General features: G+C 38.7%; 11 protein-coding genes and 1 tRNA gene. 5 read left to right on the forward strand and 7 right to left on the reverse strand.

Annotation, left to right across the window (positions count from 1 at the left end):
- The first annotated feature begins 75 nt into the window (after positions 1-75).
- Positions 76-2,070, forward strand: a complete 1,995-nt coding sequence (locus N2K84_RS01310; protein WP_282589955.1) for an ATP-binding protein — start codon at positions 76-78, stop codon at positions 2,068-2,070.
- A 30-nt stretch (positions 2,071-2,100) separates the two neighbouring features.
- Here the strand turns inward: N2K84_RS01310 and N2K84_RS01315 are convergent, their stop codons facing one another.
- The 3 genes from N2K84_RS01315 to N2K84_RS01325 form a co-directional block, all read right to left on the reverse strand.
- Positions 2,101-4,032 (reverse strand): dipeptidyl-peptidase 3 family protein, encoded by a 1,932-nt coding sequence (locus N2K84_RS01315; RefSeq protein WP_282589956.1) that lies wholly within the window; start codon positions 4,030-4,032, stop codon positions 2,101-2,103.
- On the reverse strand, positions 4,029-4,712 hold the full coding sequence (locus tag N2K84_RS01320) for a TrmH family RNA methyltransferase (protein ID WP_282589957.1): 684 nt from the start codon (positions 4,710-4,712) through the stop codon (positions 4,029-4,031). The genes N2K84_RS01315 and N2K84_RS01320 overlap by 4 nt, the downstream gene beginning before the upstream one ends.
- Positions 4,713-4,798: 86 nt before the next feature.
- Entirely contained in the window at positions 4,799-5,068 is a 270-nt protein-coding gene (locus N2K84_RS01325; RefSeq protein WP_282589958.1) for an HU family DNA-binding protein, read from the reverse strand.
- A 274-nt stretch (positions 5,069-5,342) separates the two neighbouring features.
- Between N2K84_RS01325 and N2K84_RS01330 the strand changes: the two genes are divergently transcribed.
- From N2K84_RS01330 to N2K84_RS20510, 4 genes are all read left to right on the forward strand, one after another.
- A tRNA-Ser gene (locus tag N2K84_RS01330) sits at positions 5,343-5,427 on the forward strand.
- Positions 5,428-5,628: 201 nt separating this feature from the next.
- A complete protein-coding gene (locus N2K84_RS20505; protein ID WP_428221977.1) occupies positions 5,629-5,997 on the forward strand; it encodes an ISAon1 family transposase N-terminal region protein in 369 nt (122 codons plus the stop codon).
- A complete protein-coding gene (locus N2K84_RS01335) occupies positions 5,940-6,521 on the forward strand; it encodes an ISAon1 family transposase (RefSeq protein ID WP_282590043.1) in 582 nt (193 codons plus the stop codon). The genes N2K84_RS20505 and N2K84_RS01335 overlap by 58 nt, the downstream gene beginning before the upstream one ends.
- Positions 6,475-6,639, forward strand: a complete 165-nt coding sequence (locus tag N2K84_RS20510) for a transposase (RefSeq protein ID WP_428221976.1) — start codon at positions 6,475-6,477, stop codon at positions 6,637-6,639. Before N2K84_RS01335 ends, N2K84_RS20510 begins: the two co-directional genes overlap by 47 nt.
- Positions 6,640-7,130: 491 nt before the next feature.
- Here the strand turns inward: N2K84_RS20510 and drmB are convergent, their stop codons facing one another.
- Genes drmB through N2K84_RS01355 form a run of 4 tightly spaced genes read right to left on the reverse strand, consistent with a single transcriptional unit; the run spans position 7,131 to position 17,781 of the window.
- Positions 7,131-9,344 (reverse strand): DUF1998 domain-containing protein, encoded by a 2,214-nt coding sequence (gene drmB, locus N2K84_RS01340; RefSeq protein WP_282589959.1) that lies wholly within the window; start codon positions 9,342-9,344, stop codon positions 7,131-7,133.
- Between the two features lies 1 nt (position 9,345).
- Entirely contained in the window at positions 9,346-13,533 is a 4,188-nt protein-coding gene (locus tag N2K84_RS01345) for a helicase-related protein (protein WP_282589960.1), read from the reverse strand.
- Positions 13,530-16,028, reverse strand: coding sequence for a hypothetical protein (locus N2K84_RS01350; protein WP_282589961.1), 2,499 nt, complete (start codon positions 16,026-16,028; stop codon positions 13,530-13,532). The genes N2K84_RS01345 and N2K84_RS01350 overlap by 4 nt, the downstream gene beginning before the upstream one ends.
- A complete protein-coding gene (locus tag N2K84_RS01355; RefSeq protein ID WP_282589962.1) occupies positions 16,021-17,781 on the reverse strand; it encodes a nuclease-related domain-containing DEAD/DEAH box helicase in 1,761 nt (586 codons plus the stop codon). Before N2K84_RS01355 ends, N2K84_RS01350 begins: the two co-directional genes overlap by 8 nt.

Here is a 17,781-nt window from a genome sequence, read left to right on the forward strand (position 1 = left end):
CTGTCAATTTCTCTCTGTTGCTCAGCATCAAGCCCGGAAGCTGATTCCATAAGAATAAGCAGCCAATTAAAAGAATTGAAGCAACTAATAGAAATAAATACAGACAGCGCATTAGTTTTAAGCAGACATATTTATAGCCAAGCGATTGAGGCCAACAATCAGGCGATTGCCTGGGAAGTAATGACTGACCAGGGCAGAATCTACTACAAACTTGGATATCCCGATTCTTCAAAGCTTATCTTGGAAAAGGTATTGGATTATTCCCAATCGACGGGAGATCGTATCTTATCTATAAAAGCACATACCGAATTGGCTAAGACGCAGCAAAAGAGTTATGATTTTACCTCGGCTGTTGCGAATTTGGTGCAGGCTGAAAAACTTTTAACTGATTCAGATTCGTTTGATCTCCGATTTTTCATCTTAAATAATCTGGGAATTGTTCACCGGAAAATGAAAGATTACGATAATGCGCTGAGATATTTTGGGATACTGGAACGTAATTACTTCTTTCAACTTACCCCGGAGCAACGTTTTTTTCTGGCGATGAATATCGGGAATGTTTATGGAAGTCTTCAGGAATACACAAAAGCCGAAGAGTTTTATCAAAAGGCATATCACGAATTACAAGGTACCGATCAATTAGATAATCTGGTAACAATAACCTATAACCTGGGAACACTCTACTACCTGCAGAACCGGTTGGCAAAAGCCGAAGAGTATATTCTAAAATCGTTGACTGATGGTGAAAAGATGGGGGACCCGATTAAAATTGAACGTTGTTACCGGGTTTTGGGAGCGATTAACTATGACCGGGGTGATTATCTGAATGCTGAAAAATATTATTTTAAATCACTTTCAATTGCCAAAGAAGCCAATAACCCCAACTCGATCCTGGGAAATTACCGGAACCTATTTTTTAACAATCTTATGATTGCTGAAGAAACCGGTAGCCGGGAGCGGGTATCGAAGGGCCTGGACTATTTTCGAAAGTGGGATGCGCTGAACGACAGCCTGTATCAGGTTGCCACGACGGAGAAAGTATTGGAGCTGGAAAAGCAATACGAAACCGAGAAAAAGAACAACCAGATCAGTTTACTTGAAAAAGAAAACCTGATTAAGGAAGATGAACTTAAAATCCAACGGGCTCAGCGTAATTCGTTAATTTTTATTGCCTCATTCATTCTGGTCATTCTGGGTATTTTTGTCTATTTCTATTATTACTACCGCCGGATTAACCGGTTGTTGCAGGCCCAAAGCAAGCATATTTTCCAGCAACAGATCCAAATAAAGCAGCAAAATGAGCAGTTGCAGAAATCCATCAATACCCAGAACAAACTGTTCAGTATAATTGCCCACGATCTGAGAAGCCCGCTGGTCTCTATTTCGAACTTTTCGAAGCTGATTAATTTTTATTTGCGTGATGGCGATTTTAAAGCGGTAAACGATATGGCGAGACAAATGGATCGAAAAAACGACTATGTGCTGGAGTTGACGGATAATCTGCTAAGCTGGGCAAAAAGCCAGTCCAATAGCTTGAACCCCTTCTGGGAAAAGGTTAGCCTGAACGAGATCATGGATGAATGTTTTCATCTGTATGAACCGGTGGCTGCCGACAAGGAAATTACGCTGATTTGTAATGAGCAGGAAGATAGTGTCGTGTGGGCCGACCGGAACATGGTAAAAACGATTTGCCGAAACCTGATAAACAATGCCATCAAGTTTACACCGCGTTTTGGCCGGGTGGATGTTTGGTTTGAGGTACGCGGACCGGTAGTATGGGTGTTTGTGCGCGATACCGGTACGGGTATGTCGGAGGAGCAGGTTAACACACTGTTCGATCCGGATGCCCGCCATATTCAATATGGTACCGAAGGCGAAAAAAGTACCGGCTTGGGCTTGTCGGTTTGCAAAGAGTTTGTCGAAAAGGTGGGTGGGCAAATCCGGGTTGAAAGTGAACCTGAGGTGGGCAGCACCTTCTGTTTTACAGTGCAGTTGTTCAATTCGTCGCTTCATATCCTCAGCAAGAAAAAAAGAGAAGAAGCTGAGGCCCCTTCTCCTTCACTGAATTAGTCAGACTATTGTAGTGTCAACTATTGCTGTTTAAGCCAGAAAGCCATATTTGTCGGAATAGGCCAGCATTTGTTTGGTATATCCCGATGAATAATCGACATCCACATCTACCACCTCGCCTGCATCGTTCTTCACCAGTACAAGTTCGGGGTTGACAAATCCGGCATAGGGGGCAATGTTCAGCTTTTTAAACCTTTCGAGCACTTCGTCATGCAACTTCCGGTCAACCTTTACGCCGTAGCTTTCTACCAGGGCTTTGGCTGCTTCGATATCGCCTTCCGATTTGATCCGCTGCACTTCTTTTAACAATTGGCCAAAAAGATCGCGCAATTTCAGATAATCATTAATCCGGACGTACGTTTTTTCGTCCCGATAAATAAATTCAACCATGTTTTCGTCCTGACCATGCTCGTAAGCCCAGCGGGCAATCAGCTGGCGGTTGCGCATGTGCGATTCCTCCAGGTCTTTCCCGGGCTCAATGCGCGTGAGTTGAGTGATTAAGCCATTACGCAGGTAGGCATCGTATTCGGCCATGCCGGTTTCGGGTGAGGGGACCAGTCCCAATTCGAGAAGTTTGTTGTCGGCGATGTAATACAGAGCAAACAAATCGGCGCGTGTTTCTTCCAGGGTGGAATAGTAATTTTTCAGATCTTCGGTTCTTACGCCGGGCTGCATCCGGCCGGACCCGTGGCCCAGACATTCATGCAGATCGGTGTGCAGGTTGCCTGCCAGTTGGCCGTAATTACGGGCGCGTTCAATTTCAGCAGGTGAAGCGGCAAATTCTTCCAACATGCCGTTGTTCAGCGAGTCGATGAAGTAGGCGTGCGTAATGTTTTCGATGGTAACCGACTTTGATCCGTAGATTTCTCGGATCCAATCGGCATTGGGCAGGTTGATCCCAATCGGCGTGTGAGGGTAACAGTCGCCGCCCAACATGGCCACATGGATTACCTTGGCGCTTACACCTTTAACTTCTTTCTTTTTGTAGTCGTCGTCAACCGGTGAGTTAGCTTCGAACCAGGCCGCGTTTTCCGATAAAATCCGGGCGCGTTCGCTGCCTATCATATCTTTATAATTGACGATGGATTCCCAGCTGCCTTTTATTCCCAGCGGGTCGCCGTAAACTTCAATGAACCCGTTCACAAAGTCCACCTGGCCCTGATTTTCTTTCACCCACAAGATGCTGTATTCGTCAAATAGTCTCAAATCGCCTGTTTCGTAATAAGCGATTAATTTCCGGATCGACTCCTGCTGCAATTCGTTTTCAGCAAATGGAATGGCCTTTTCAAGCCAAAAAATGATTTTCCGGATGGCCGAGCCATATTTCCCGTCCGCCTTCCAAATCACTTCCTGCAATTGGCCGTCCTTTTTCACCAGTTGGCTGTTCAGCCCGAACGATGGAGCCTGCTGCCCGGCTGCCTTGCGTTTTTCGTCATAAAACAGCTCGGCATCCTGTTGTGAAACAGCCTGGTAATAATTCATGGCCGACGCTTCAAGCAGGTCCTTGTTGCTGTCCAGACTCACCCGCTTGCTTTCCCGTGCCGGGTTGAAGATGACGTCCAACAGGTCTTCCAGATCACGATCATGCTTCAAATCATCTAATTCCGATTGTTGTATCCATGTTTCGAAGGTTAATCGGTTGAAGCCCGGGATAAACTTATCGGTTGAATAATGATGATGGATACCATTGGCAAACCAAACCTTTTTCAGGTATGTGTGAAACGCTTCAAAATCAGCTGTGTCACGCCTTCCGGAATAAGACCGGTAAATAGTTTCGAGTAGTCTCCTGATCTTTAAATTGTAGCGGTTGTTTTGATCCCATAAAATATCGCGTCCGCAGCGGGCTGCTTCACTCAGATAATAGATATACTGTTTTTGGTTGAGGCTCAACTGATCGAACCCGGTTAGCCAAAACCGTAAAATTTTTATGTCGTCAAATTTCTCAACAAATACTTCATTCATAATCCTTCTTTTAGCTTTAGCTTATATTGTTCTTCAATTAGGGCTGACGTTTTGATAGAGCGGCGCAACCAGCTTAATTTTATTTCGGCTTGCTCCTGCGGTGTCAAGTGCCAGTCCAGGTCGGTGTGATACCGTAATTGGTGAGTGAGGTGATGTAAAATGATGGCGGCTGACACCGATATGTTAAAACTTTCGGTAAAGCCGTACATGGGGATTTTCAGAAATTCATCGGCTTCGTTTTTTACAATATCTGAAATTCCGGTTAGTTCTGTTCCAAAGAACAGGGCTGTTTTCCCTTTGCTCAGGTCAAAATCTTCCAGGTTGATGTCGCCTTCGTGTGGCGTGGTGGCAACAATACGGTAGCCCTTTTTGCGCAAGTACTTGATTGCTTCCTGGGTATTGTTCTCTTTTTTGTTGAATTTTTTAAGGTTTAGCCATTTGGTTGCACCCATGGCAACTTCGCGGTCAACTTCAAATTTATTATTGTTTTCAATGATGTAGGCATCTTGTAGTCCGAAACAATCTACCGTGCGCAGAACGGCGCTGGCATTTTGCGGTTGGTAAATATCTTCAAGGGCAATAGTCAGGTAACGGGTGCGCTGCGCCAATGTCCGTTCAAACAGGTCGAGCCGTTCGGAAGTGACGAATTCGGAAAGATAGTTGATTAAATGTTGATTCATATTGAATTGCAGCTTGATGAAAGGACAAAAATAAGAAAGGGTGGCTTTTAAACGGCCACCCTTTCAGAATTTCTTTCAGGACAATACTAGATTGTATCAGTAAGTTCTGCACCTGGTTTGAATTTTACTACTTTCTTTTCAGGAATTTCAATAGGAGCTCCTGACTGAGGATTTCTACCAGTTCTGGCACTGCGAGTAGAAACTGCAAAAGAACCGAATCCGATCAATGCAACACGGTCGCCGTTTTTCAATGCATCGGTTGTAGATTCAACAAATGCGTCAAGCGCCTTTTTGGCATCAGCTTTAGTAAGACCTGCTTTTTCAGCAATGGCATCAATTAATTGAGCTTTGTTCATAGGAAAACATGTTTAGGGTTAAAAATAAACTGATTATTATTACTTGTTTATTGACATAGTTACCGTTATTAAATATCAAAGATGCGACAAATTTTCTTAAAACATCAGTAAAATCAACACTTTCCGTCGCTCTAATTTTAAGTTTTATAAAATTCTAAAATAAGATTTAAAAAAGCAACTCTTAGCTTGCTTTTTTTTTTTTGAAATCAGAAGTTTTTTTCTTGCAATTGTTTTTGAGTTTTGAAAAATTCATCTACTTTTGCCGCCACATCACGGAGAGATGGCAGAGTGGTCGAATGCGGCGGTCTTGAAAACCGTTGATCTTCACGGGTCCGGGGGTTCGAATCCCTCTCTCTCCGCTGGAAAACAAAGTAAAAAGAAGCAAGAGCCTGTAAGTCAACACTTACAGGCTCTTTTTGATGCAAAGCGGCATAAGAAAACGCAAATAGGGATCACTTTAAAAAGTAGGTGGAGTAAAAAATAAGTAGATCTTTGCTTGGTTATTTTTAGACCACAGCAATGGGATCGAAACAAAGCCAATAAAACTGCATATCAAAGCCATTCTACCGGAAGAACTGTTTGATTATTTTGAGATCACCGATGTAAAAACCAAGGATAAGTTCATTGATGTTTACCTGGATGAGTTGAACGTTTCTCCTCCGGCGTACAAACATGTTAAGCTTAGCTCAAATGGGTTCCATGCCCCGGTAGCCGTACAAGACTTTTCAACACGAGGCAGGGCGGTGTTTCTTCACATAAGGAGGCGGAAATGGAAAGTTGAAGAAACGGGGCAAATCATCAGCAACAGCTGGGATACAACAGCCGAAGGAACGCGTTACACCAAAAGTTTCGCGTCTTTTTTAAAAGGAATATTTGGACAACTACCCGATCAGCAGCAAAAGGGCAAAAAGGTGCATTGGTTGCCATGATTAAAGGGACAAAGTCGGAATCAGTTATTGAAATCTTGATGAACATCCCCCAAAAATTACGCGACAAGGTTGATGAAGTCACCTTTGATATGGCCGGATCAATGAACCTGATTGTAAAACGTTGTTTTACCAAGGCAACAAAGGTTATCGATCGTTTCCATAGGCAGAAACTGGCCTATGAAGCACTACAGGAAATGCGTGTCAAACACAGATGGGATGCGATCAATGAAGAAACCAATGCCATAGACAATGCCCGCTGGGAAAAAACAGAATATGTGCCTTTTCGCTTTGACAACGGGGACACAAAAAGACAACTCCTCGCCCGGAGCAGATACCTGCTTTTCAAATCAGCCGACAAATGGTCCAATACACAAAAGCAAAGAGCAAAGATCCTGTTTGCCCAATATCCCGACATCAAACAAGCTTATGGCCTGACCCATTCTCTGCGAATGATCTTTTCACTTACAAAAGACAAAGGTGCCAGCTTACACCAAACTGGCAAAATGGTACAACCAGGTAACTGATTCAGGCTTCGAATCTTTCAACACCATCTCTGCAACAATCTACACCCATTACCTGGAAATATTGAACTTCTTTGATAACCGTAGTACTCAATGCCTCAGCAGAATCCTACAACGCTAAACTGAAAGCTTTCAGAGCAGTTTTGAGAGGAGTGAGCGATGTAAAATATTTCCTTTTCAGAGTCGCTAAAATTTATGCTTGAAAATTTAATCCACCGGAAATATCATCTGATCCCAAAAACGACTTGCAGATTACTTGCAAATAAAAAAGAGCTACAAATTTTTGATTTGTAACTCTTTGATTTTCAAGTCGGGATACCAGGATTCGTCTTGTGTCCTGTAAATATTTTATTATCAGAAAGATATCGAAATGTTTCCAGAAAGAACTCACCGTTTAACTCACCTGAAATTTGATCAGTGTTCAATCAATTTGAAATGAGTTTGTTACGTACAAATATACAAAATAATCCAATTTGATCCAAAAAAATGATTTTGAACTGGGAAAAACTATAATTGGTAGTGGATGTTTCCCAAAAATTGGGTTCATTGCCACAGTATATGCAATGTCTATCAAGCCTTCTATCGCTGAACGTTTTTACCTTTCCCATATAACTACTTAGTCAATAGATCTTTAAAGAACCCAAACACTGGATCTACAAGTATTCTACGATCTAGGCCTAAGTTCCATTCTTCGCAAGCTGTTTCAGAAACTAAAGAACAAGAAAAGCATGCAGCCAAATTAAGATTGAATAAACCCTGACCATCAGATTCCCAACATAGGGGGTCAGATGAACAATCAAAAGAACGGTTTAGTCCCTTTATTATTAGGTCTTCGATCTTGCCCGGTTGCCCCTGCCAAACAAGGCCTCCCATACTACCTTCTGCTCCTTCAGTTGTATATATAAGTACACCTGACATCCTTGGGGATATAAATAGTCGTTCTTTTAGACTAGCTGTCGGGTACCCACAGGAGAATTCTAATTCTCTCATTAGTATATGAGAAAACGAATGTATTAATAAAGATTTAGCCCCTCTATAAATGCCATCACTGATGATCCTTTGCCTCGAACCAGAGCCACGACTATTTTCATCTAAAGTGCGTAATATACTTTCTAAGCGAGAGGATATTGTTGCTCTGTTTAATTCATACCATTGTTGTATCAACACTTCATTAAATCCGAAGAATATTCCTTCTCCATAAGTTTCATTTGCTGGTAGAACGTACACTTCATTCCTTTCAATTGAAAATATTTGCTGGCCGTTTCCAGTATTTTGTATTTCCCCGTCAAGCATTATCCTTTCACTAGGTCTGACACGTGTAAAATCAAGTTGTACTTGCGAAATTTTTAATTCATTTACCTGTTGTATCTTGCTAAAATACTCACAAACTAGTTCTGGAATTTGAATATCCTTGAATGAAATGCCTTCGTTTCTTATCGGTGAAATGGTATTATTCATAAAGCACTGATATTCTTCCCATCGATAGTGTTCATGAGTATCTTGCACCACTTGATCTATTTCATCTAAAAAGACACCTTGTAACTTGTGATGGAAATCTTCAATATTATCAAGGTAATCCTGGTATCCATCACTAATTAGCTTTTCTGGAGTCATTACCTTATTAAAGAAATCTCTTTTACTTTCTCCCGGAAAAACATCAAGATAAGATTTATATTTTTTTTCATATCTCTCAGATGTTTCAATCAATCTTTCGTCAGTTCCACTAATTAGATGTTTGGGAATATATAAACTTGAAAAACCATTAGAAAAGTAGACATTGTTACTCGTTACAAGAGTTAATTGCATAGATTGTCTTTGATTATTAATACCCTGGCAAGAATCGTCTCTCGGTATGGCAATGTTTGATCCCTCTATATCTATTCCCCAAGGCTTTTCGCCCAAACAATATGGGGATAGGTTATTTATTCCTTCTAGATTCTCTTTTTTATTACAGTTCAAACATTCAATATAAATACTTGAGTAACCTTCCGATTTTGTGGTACTTTCTGACCATTTTAGTTTTGGATTGGTGCAACAATCATCATATGTTAAAAGGTCATGACCTCTATTAGTAGGGCCATTTCTATCTGACTTCCATTTCAAGTATTTGCTCCATGGGACATCAGATAAATGTCCATTCGCGCAGATAAGTATTAGATTCGTCTGAGTTAGTTGATGCCTTAATGGAATATCCTCTTCAATTCCATCAATGTCTTTTGCCTTTAACGGAGGAAGAGGAGTTTTATTAGCACCTAGCACCGGATCGTTTGCATCTCTTGGGGGAGCGAAAAATTTCATTTTCAAATTTTTGTTCCGCCACAACTCTTTCCAGTCCTTATATTGTTTCAATTCTCCTTTTCGATTCTTGAACCACTTTGGAAAATGAGTGCCGAAAATCATAAAATCCTCAGTCTTAACGGAACCGCCATTTTGGTTGATGGCACTGATCACCGGGTTGTTGCTAACATTTACAGTATTATAATGCTCATTTAAAGCCAGATGAGGTATAGATATTAGACACAACAGATTTGGTATTTCTTTTTCAATACGTAAAAACTCTATAAATCTTTGATCATCTAGTACAGAAAGTCCAATTTCTTGAGCTCTTTTTTTTGCTTTACTATACCATTCTGACGTCGTGAATTCTTCTCGAACCTTGGAAATATCTCGTTGAGCAGATGCTATAAACCGCCATTGATTAACATCCGAGATAAGTACATAATATCCTGATTTAGTTGTAATAATTGCCCCCACCCCAGAAGAGGAAGACAATATCTTGCTTCGGCCAACCCCTTGATTATACTGATTTGTAGTTAGTATATTCATATTACTTAGATTTAATCTTAATTACCGCTTCCGGTTCAATCACTCTGAGCGATTGAGGTATCTGCCAGTCTTTATTCTCCACATTTTCTTCATATTCATCAATTTCGATATAAAGTTGTTCTTGTGCCGGCGTTGCCTTTTTTGCTTTCTTATTAAAGACTAGTTGTTTCCCTTCGGTCATAGTATCCGACGCTACTGATTTCCATTGATCAATGGCTCCACGAAGTTTGGCTTCAATGAAGTCCACATTCTCTTCCTGCAACAGATTCTTAACGACATCAGGTACATTCATGTTTCTTATGCAGACCTCTCTTTCTTGAAAATGCAAAGCAAGTGAGCCAATAAGTTCCTCAATCTGGTTAGAAGAAAGTGTTGCTATTGCTGATGCTGAATTTCGGTTTACAAACCTTGTTCTGTGGCGCAACATAGTTGCCATATAAAGTCCAAGATATCTTGTTACAGCTTTTTGAGTAAAAGGAGTTATTGATATAGGTTCAACATAACTATACATCTTCTCATGAAACTCTATGAACTTTTCATAGTGAGAAATATCCCTCGCCCGGAACGGGTGATGAACAGTCAGAACAATACCATAGGTGCTTCTTGCCACTCGACTACTTGCTTGTATGTATTCAGCCAAGTTTCTGGGCATAGAATTCATGATGATCGTATTGAACCGAGATACGTCTATCCCTACCGAGATCATATTTGTAGCGACCACGACATCTGGTGGAATATAGCCTATCTCTTTCGTTCCGAGTTCAGTTACGTGTGCAAACCTTTTTTCGGGAATCCATTTTGAGCTAACTCTTTCTAATTCTCGATTGACTTCTTCGCCAGATAATCTTCCAGTCAGTTCCCCCTTTTCCAAAAAATAGGTATATAGACTGTGCATCATTTTACCTGGACGTAATACCCTGTTAAAGACCCTCCTTATTTCTTTGATAATGTATGTGTTGATCTGAGATTCTGTCTTACCAACTTCTCTAAGGCTATTAAAATAAGTAAGCATCGTATGGTAATTATCCATAGCTTTAGCAAGATCACCTTCATAGGTAGTTATAATAGGAAACCCATTCCCCCCCAGCTCCTTTGACTCAAAAATTGCTCGATGAACCATTAGTATTGCAGTTAATCGCATCTGCATCCACATTTGGGTTCTACCTGTTGGAAGAATCCCAAGGTATTTGCGTTTTGAATTATAATCTGGGTTCCTTCCTTCCGCATTGTCAAATGTTCTCTCATAGAATGAGTAAAATGAGTCGTCACACTCAATCCCCGGCTTTGGGAACAAGCTTAATTTCCTGTTGAACAATGCCATGATCTGAAGCTCAGTATTCCTTGTTGTCGCAGTCGAAGAGATGACTTTAGGTCGCAAAGTAGAACCATTTAAAGTTCTCGTGCAAAGTTGATCAATTGCTGACTCAAATAGTCCCACTGAAGATCCTAACGGTCCCAAAAGAAGATGTAGTTCATCCTGAATAATAAGGTCAGGCGTCAAATAACCATCTTTTGGTTTTCCGTTTTCCCAATTACCGTTCCCAAATATCCTTCGCGAGTCTTTATGTCTATTATTCGCTTCATCAGAAACTTTGTGGGCAAGTTGTGCAAATTTATCTACGGTGCCAAACAACAATGCTGGAGGATGCTGATAAATCTCTTCATCACAAAGGCTTACAGGAATTGGACCATGATCTGATCTCTTCAGCCTCTTTCTTGCTGGTACACTAAATGAACATTTATTGTTTGAACAACGAAGCAATACTCTATTGTATTCATATACATTACTGGAATCTGTTATTCTCTCAAATGAAATTGGATTAAAATGATGGCCACACCAAGGACATTTTGTGAAAGGAATCTTATTAGAGGGTATTGATTCGTTTTTGCTCTGAGCAGCTTGAATCTTTTTATATTCGTCTTCAAGGTCATCTAGAGAATTAGGGAGACTACCTTTCCCTACCCACAATCCTATATAAATAGGTTCAGTTCCAAGATCATATTTGTTCCATCTTCTGAGTAACTCAAGAGCCATTATTACAAGTGACGCACGCTCAAATTGTTGTTTGGTTAACAGGCGTAGCGTATATCTCATCAACACAGCAGTTCCTCCACCTATAAATTTATGTTTCTTTCTGCGGTTAATAATAGTCAACGCTATTATCCCGAGGTAAGCTTCAGTCTTCCCTCCCCCGGTGGGAAACCAAACCAAATCTACCAAGCCATTCCTCTTCTCCCATATTGGGTCATCCTTCCGCTGAAAGATTCCATCAAGATTGAGCAATATGAAAGCTAATTGAAAAGGCCTCCAGGCAGCAGGTACACCTGATGCAAATAGCTCGTCATTGGCATTTTTATAGAATTCGTCATCAAAAGAAGCAAAATCTTTTCCCATGAATTCTTGAACTGTGTTATTCCTTACATTTACGGAATGCCATAACTGCATGAACATGGAAGTGTTCATTAATCTAAAGGCAAATAAGTTATCGGTATTCTCAGTTCCGGCGAGGATTGTATCAATATTAATTGCCATCCTCTGATAATCGCCATAACATTTATCCAGTTCTTGTTTTGCCACTGAGGCAAAAGCTGTATCCTGAAAAGTCCTTCTCTTTTTGTTTACCCAGTTCTCGTAAGCAATTACAAAATTCTTTAAACCTTCCAGTACTTCACTATTATTAAGCCCTGACAATGTTGACAAAGCTTTGAATTGTAAAAATCGAGTATCTTTAAAGATATTATCTGGTTCAAAAGCCCCATGATTAGATACAAGTTGATATTTATTTTTGGGTATTGGGTCAACATTTGGTGTATCAAATGATGGAATGTATTCCGATTCTATCTTCATTCCATTGTTTATTTTAGACCATTTTACAGAAGTGCCATGACCTATTGCATAATCCTGGAAATCGTGATAAAGGATTTGTGTAACATCATCTTCCGAAAACTCTTCCTTATCAAGCTTGGATAGGTCATTCCTGTATGGAACTAGATCAGTGGTTTCAATACTTAATCCAACCCCAAAAAAAGATCTTTGGTTAACTACTTCATTAAAAGTTGAGAAATACCTTGAATCCCCCTCAAGCATTGTGAACTCTGTAGAGGTATTGATTAACTGTACTTTGATGAAAATATTATCATTCTGTCTTCTGGAGTCTTTGCTAAGTTGAACATTGATCGATAATGAAGCTTGATTATGATCTGGCAGTTCTTTCTCTATGATATGCCTAAATTCTGGATACTTTCTGTAATTAAGAACTGTTTTACGACCTATTTCTCCAAAGCTTGATGGCATTTGAATTTCCTTAACAAAATCTTGCGATTTCCAGAGTCCATATCCTCTACTATCAAAAATGCTAAGAAGATCATTCAGATGCGAGATAAAACACTCTGTTTCTTCAATTTCCTTAATCTTATTGGCAATTGAAATCTGTTCATCTCGATCTGTACTATTATATCGAAGCTTTCGAAACAAGAATTCCTTGAAACCACTTAAATATTGTCCTTCTCTATCGCTGCCAAGTTGGCTAGTTTTTATTCTGTCAAAATCTCTCAGCTTAGCTTTCAACTCTCCAATCTCGTCTGGCTCTATCCTTGATATTGTCAATATTGTATTCTTGCCAATATCATTTAATTTTACTCTGTCTCTTAAAAGATTATCGTCTCCTAATGAGTCAAAGTACTTTCTAAAATCTTCCTTAGCCTGCTCTAATAAGAGTCCAAATCTTCCACCGATAGTATTCCTTTGTATTTTTTTATAATACCTTCCTCTGATCCTAATCTTTAACCCAGAAAAGGCATTCTCATTTCTGACGCAACAGGTGAACCCCATTGTGTTAGGGTACATCTGGTTAATGCTCAAAGCCTCTGGATCAACTATATCCGAATCAGATACATTTTCTTGTGTTCCTTCCACATCTTGATCTGCATCATCAGATGAAATATCAGGATCAGCTTCAAGCCTAGCGCTTTGGCTTCTATCGATAGGGAATAATATACCTGTACTGTAAATCGCACCTGGCACATTGTTGATTATTTCATTAAGATAGTCACAAGATGCCTCTTCCTTAAGATCTTGGTCAAGAAGTTCTTTGTCTTGAACATCAATGAATCGAAATCCAATGGCTCCAGGGCCTATTGTTTGTTCCTTAAGAAATCGTATAAGGGATTCTCGTTTTTTATTGATCATATGGCTTTGAATTTAGCATTTACAACCTTAACCAATTCTATGTTTGGTTTCAATAGATCAACCAATGATCGAAGTTCAGTCGATAGGTTTTCAATATTGAACCACAATTCATCAAGGTCGTGTTTATTGATAAATGTCTCATCAAACGCTAGCTCACAAGTGGCGTCATCAAACATACCCTTTTCCATTAATCCCGCAAGCAAATCATTCATCTTAATAGTACTAACCCTAGTAGCTAACTTTTCACTTGCTCTTTTTTTCAGCATGATCCTAAAGTAAACATCAGGAAGGTCTAAAAAATCACATAAAATCTTAAATGTCCGCTTTGATCTAGGAATGAGTGAATCACTTCTAATGTTTACCCAAAAGTTTTCAAAGTAACTCCGTTTAATCATAGTGATCCCAATGTCTGATAAGAGCTTTTCTATCTGGATATACACGCTATCCGATCCAATTGCATCGCATTTCCTCTTCAGTAGTATCTTCCATAGTCTATGTCCCTGTTCTTCACCTGTCAAATCATAGTGCTTCTTTAACTGATAGACTTCTCTTTCTTCTTCGTCCGAAGCTTCAAATAGATTTATATCTTTATATAATTCATCAAGAGGCTGTACACTTATGGCGTTTTCAACAATATAGTCAGTAATTTCATCTGCTCTTACTGGAAAATAATGTTCATCTCCCTCCACTTTTGCAATGAACAACTGAGAAGGATAGAAGCTTCTTGGGTTTCCCGATGAAAATTTTATCCTTACCAACTCTCTCTCTCCACTGCTATTATAAGAATTATCTAAATCCCACAAATACGAGTCAATTTTGTTTTCTGGTTTATTCAATCGAAGTTGTTGGATTAAAGCCTGCCAGTTAAATTTTTCTTGTCTTATCCTATGTTGCCCAACCTTTTCAAATAAAGTCTGATTATATTCGAAAAATGCATGATCATAATTTCGCTTAAAAAACATTGCTAGGAACATTCCCTTTGGATCTTGGGTAGAAGAAAATTTAGATTCGAACAGATTTGGATAAATTGAATAGGGAAATCTGCCGGAATCCCGATAATCCAATACTATAATATCTCCTTTGGTCACATAAGTTACTTCCTTCCACGTTATAAAAATACTATTTGGAAACTGTTTCTTTAGAAGGTCAATAACGTCTCTTGAATTAAGTGCATGGAAAGGCACAACAATATTTGTCTCTGTTTTAGACATAAGATTTTCTATGCGTGAAGATATGTTAAGTTGTATCACGATATCTAAAACATCTTCTAATGCAAGCTTGATTCTCAGAATATCTTCATCGTTCAGTCTGAATAATTCTGCTTTTGTCTCTTCTGATAAAAAAATAGGTGTCTTGTCTACCAAAAAGATATCTTCAATTATTAATTCTTTAAGTTGGTCACTAAAAGATAAAGAATATATATTCCTCATCTTTATCGATATTAACTCGTATAAATTTTCATGATCATGGATCAAATCTTGAAAGTTCGCCCAGATCAAATCGTCACTTGTAACAAAATTTACTTCGACCTGCTTATCGGGAACATTTTCAAGTAAAGCTCCTAGTTCAGCAGGAAAGGTTACATATGATTGGAAGTTTAGTCCAGAAGGACGTTCGTAATAGCGAGTAGAGACATCACTGAGCCCTGATATCAATCTATTAAGGCGAAAGGGCTTTTCATCAAAAGTTATGATCATTAAATTCCTGAAGCTCAGTCCTTCACGGTTAAACCTACTAAGGTTAAAATAATTGAATTGTTGATTTGCTCTTCTGCTAGTACAGTCAAAAAGCAAAATATTTTCGATATATTCTAGGATACTTTTTTCTTCGAGATCAAAAGAATCCAGATCATTAAGGGACTTATGTGAATTTATCAAGAGATATGACATAAATGTCAATTTCCCTTTACCAATTATGTTGCTTAATTCGATGAAAAATGCAGACGGGGAATAACGGTCAACAAGAAAATTATAGTCCTTGACAAGAAGATGAAATAACCATTTAGGCCGATAGTTCTCTCTCCTTGTATCAAAACCCAACTCTTGCAACAATTTAAAATCCCAATTTAACCTTTTTAGTTTTTTTCTTTCTGCCCTCTTTTTAGCAAGATCGCGTTTACCTTCATTTGTATTAAGCCGAATAGAGCTTCCTAGTTCCTTTGATATTACAGAAGAGACATGGTTGATATATAAATCTGAAGTATCAGCATTAATTTGACTTGAAGCTGTTTTAACATAGAGCTTAATGATCATAAACTCAAGAACTATATTACGCCATTGAGAGAGCCCTGGAAGATGGATATGCGAAAATTTTAAGCCGTTTTTACTATTTAAATCCAAAAGATCATCCACAAGGTTATTAAGATACAATAAGAATTTTCTGAAAGATGATTTCTGTTCATCTTCTATCTTTTCAAATATTAAATCAAAGTCTTCCGACTCACGAGATAGAAATAAATCTAAATAATGAATAATATGCGAGTTAGGGTCATTCATTAACCGAAATTGTATTGACAACTAAGACTTCGAGGTTTGCAATAGCCCTCGTTACACCTATGTAAAGTTCATAACGATTTAACAGACTTGGATTCCTGACAATCAGTATGACATTCTCCTTTTCTAGTCCTTTATACTTAAGAATAGATGTATATCTAAGTACATTGCTTGTATCTCCAATGTTATCCTGATCTAGTTCTTCAACATCTTTTATTTGAAGATAATAATGCATACCTGGCTCTATACCATAAGATGGCTTTAATAGGACAGATTCTATTAGCACAATACATTCGCTCCCTTTTAAAGAATTTTTATTTTCCCTAATGGATCGAAGGATATTCTTCACTATGTAGTTTTTTATATCTTCAAGGGAACTAAAGTACTTTATCTTAATTCTATCAAGTGGATGTGAGCTAAAAAGCTCAAAACTTAAGGAATCAGGATCATTTATTGCTCGAACTGCCATTTTCCTGATATCAGGGCATTGAGCGCTCCGCCTTACCTCATTAAGTTTAAAGTGGGCAAAATACACGGATAACAATGCTGCTATTTCTGCAACATCTCTTCCCTCTATAAAATAACTTTGATCAATGTCATATAGTAAGAGAGCTTTTCCATTTTCTAGCCCTTTCCCATTGGCTAATAATTCATTGATCAGCAGATCAGCTCCACGATCAAGGATATCCTGCCCTTCGTCAATAACCATATAATCATATTGGGGAAGTGCTCCATCATTTTTTAACTTAGCCAGAAGTTCCTTTAGCAATCGATAATATTCCTCTTCATCTAGGATCATTAATTGGTTGGGAACAAGTTGCTGGTCGAGTTTCAATATAAATTTTGATAAAGTATTGACCTCACATGTTTTGAGTATATCTCGGGACTTTAATTCAAACTTTATTTTATGCATTAGTAAGTTATTCCAACATAAGTAAAGCCCTTTTTTAGTTAATTGTTTGTCGATAAATGCCTTTGCAAGAGTAGTCTTTCCTGTGCCTGGACATCCTTCGATCATAATGCGATCATTTTTGCTTAGGCTGTCAAGAATGTCTAGATTACTTACATTTAACCATTCGCTTGTATCAGCATTATAGAATCGATTAAGATCATATACTACAGGACTTAATATTCTTTTTACTTCATCAATTTCTCGCAGTCCAAGTTTTGGAAAATTACGATGATACTTTTTATGTTTTTCTCTGTTGTATTTAAATACCGATAAAATAAAATTCTCCATAGAATTTCCATATCTATCAGTAAACGCTGCAGACCAAAGTATACTATTCTCGATTATCCTAAAATCAAAACTAACGTGGCAATGAGGCATAGCTACTGCATGGCATATTAAGTATTTGCTACCTGAATTCAGTACATTGTCCCGGACTGTATATTTATATCCTTCAGCCTGGCTAAATGGATTCTGACTTATTTTATTTTCATAGTTGTTTCCATAGTAAAAAGTATTGTTTCTGTATGAAATGGGGCCTCCTTTGACCTCAAGGATCAAAATGCCTTCCTCCGATAATATTAAAAAATCAATTTGAGCACTCGTCTTTCTGTATGGATTGGAACGGTCAGAATGAAACGGTAATTTGAGGTCATGCCATACCCACCAGTTTGATCTACTTCTATTGAGATCGTCATACAACTTTCTGTAGATTTCAATCTCGCCATTCAAGGGGGTTCCATTCTCCTTGGTAATGTATTTTTCAAGTAGTTCAATAGGTTTTTCTGGATAAAATGTGATAGGCAT

This window comes from Gaoshiqia sediminis (assembly GCF_025907915.1).
Taxonomy (GTDB): domain Bacteria; phylum Bacteroidota; class Bacteroidia; order Bacteroidales; family Prolixibacteraceae; genus Gaoshiqia; species Gaoshiqia sediminis.

Coding starts and splice junctions, on each gene's coding strand:
- N2K84_RS01350 (WP_282589961.1), bottom strand. CDS start 16,028: ATGAATGACCCTAACTCGCATATTATTCATTATTTAGATTTATTTCTA.
- N2K84_RS01315 (WP_282589956.1), bottom strand. CDS start 4,032: ATGAATGAAGTATTTGTTGAGAAATTTGACGACATAAAAATTTTACGG.
- N2K84_RS01345 (WP_282589960.1), bottom strand. CDS start 13,533: ATGATCAATAAAAAACGAGAATCCCTTATACGATTTCTTAAGGAACAA.
- N2K84_RS01325 (WP_282589958.1), bottom strand. CDS start 5,068: ATGAACAAAGCTCAATTAATTGATGCCATTGCTGAAAAAGCAGGTCTT.
- drmB (WP_282589959.1), bottom strand. CDS start 9,344: ATGAATATACTAACTACAAATCAGTATAATCAAGGGGTTGGCCGAAGC.
- N2K84_RS01355 (WP_282589962.1), bottom strand. CDS start 17,781: ATGCCTATCACATTTTATCCAGAAAAACCTATTGAACTACTTGAAAAA.
- N2K84_RS01320 (WP_282589957.1), bottom strand. CDS start 4,712: ATGAATCAACATTTAATCAACTATCTTTCCGAATTCGTCACTTCCGAA.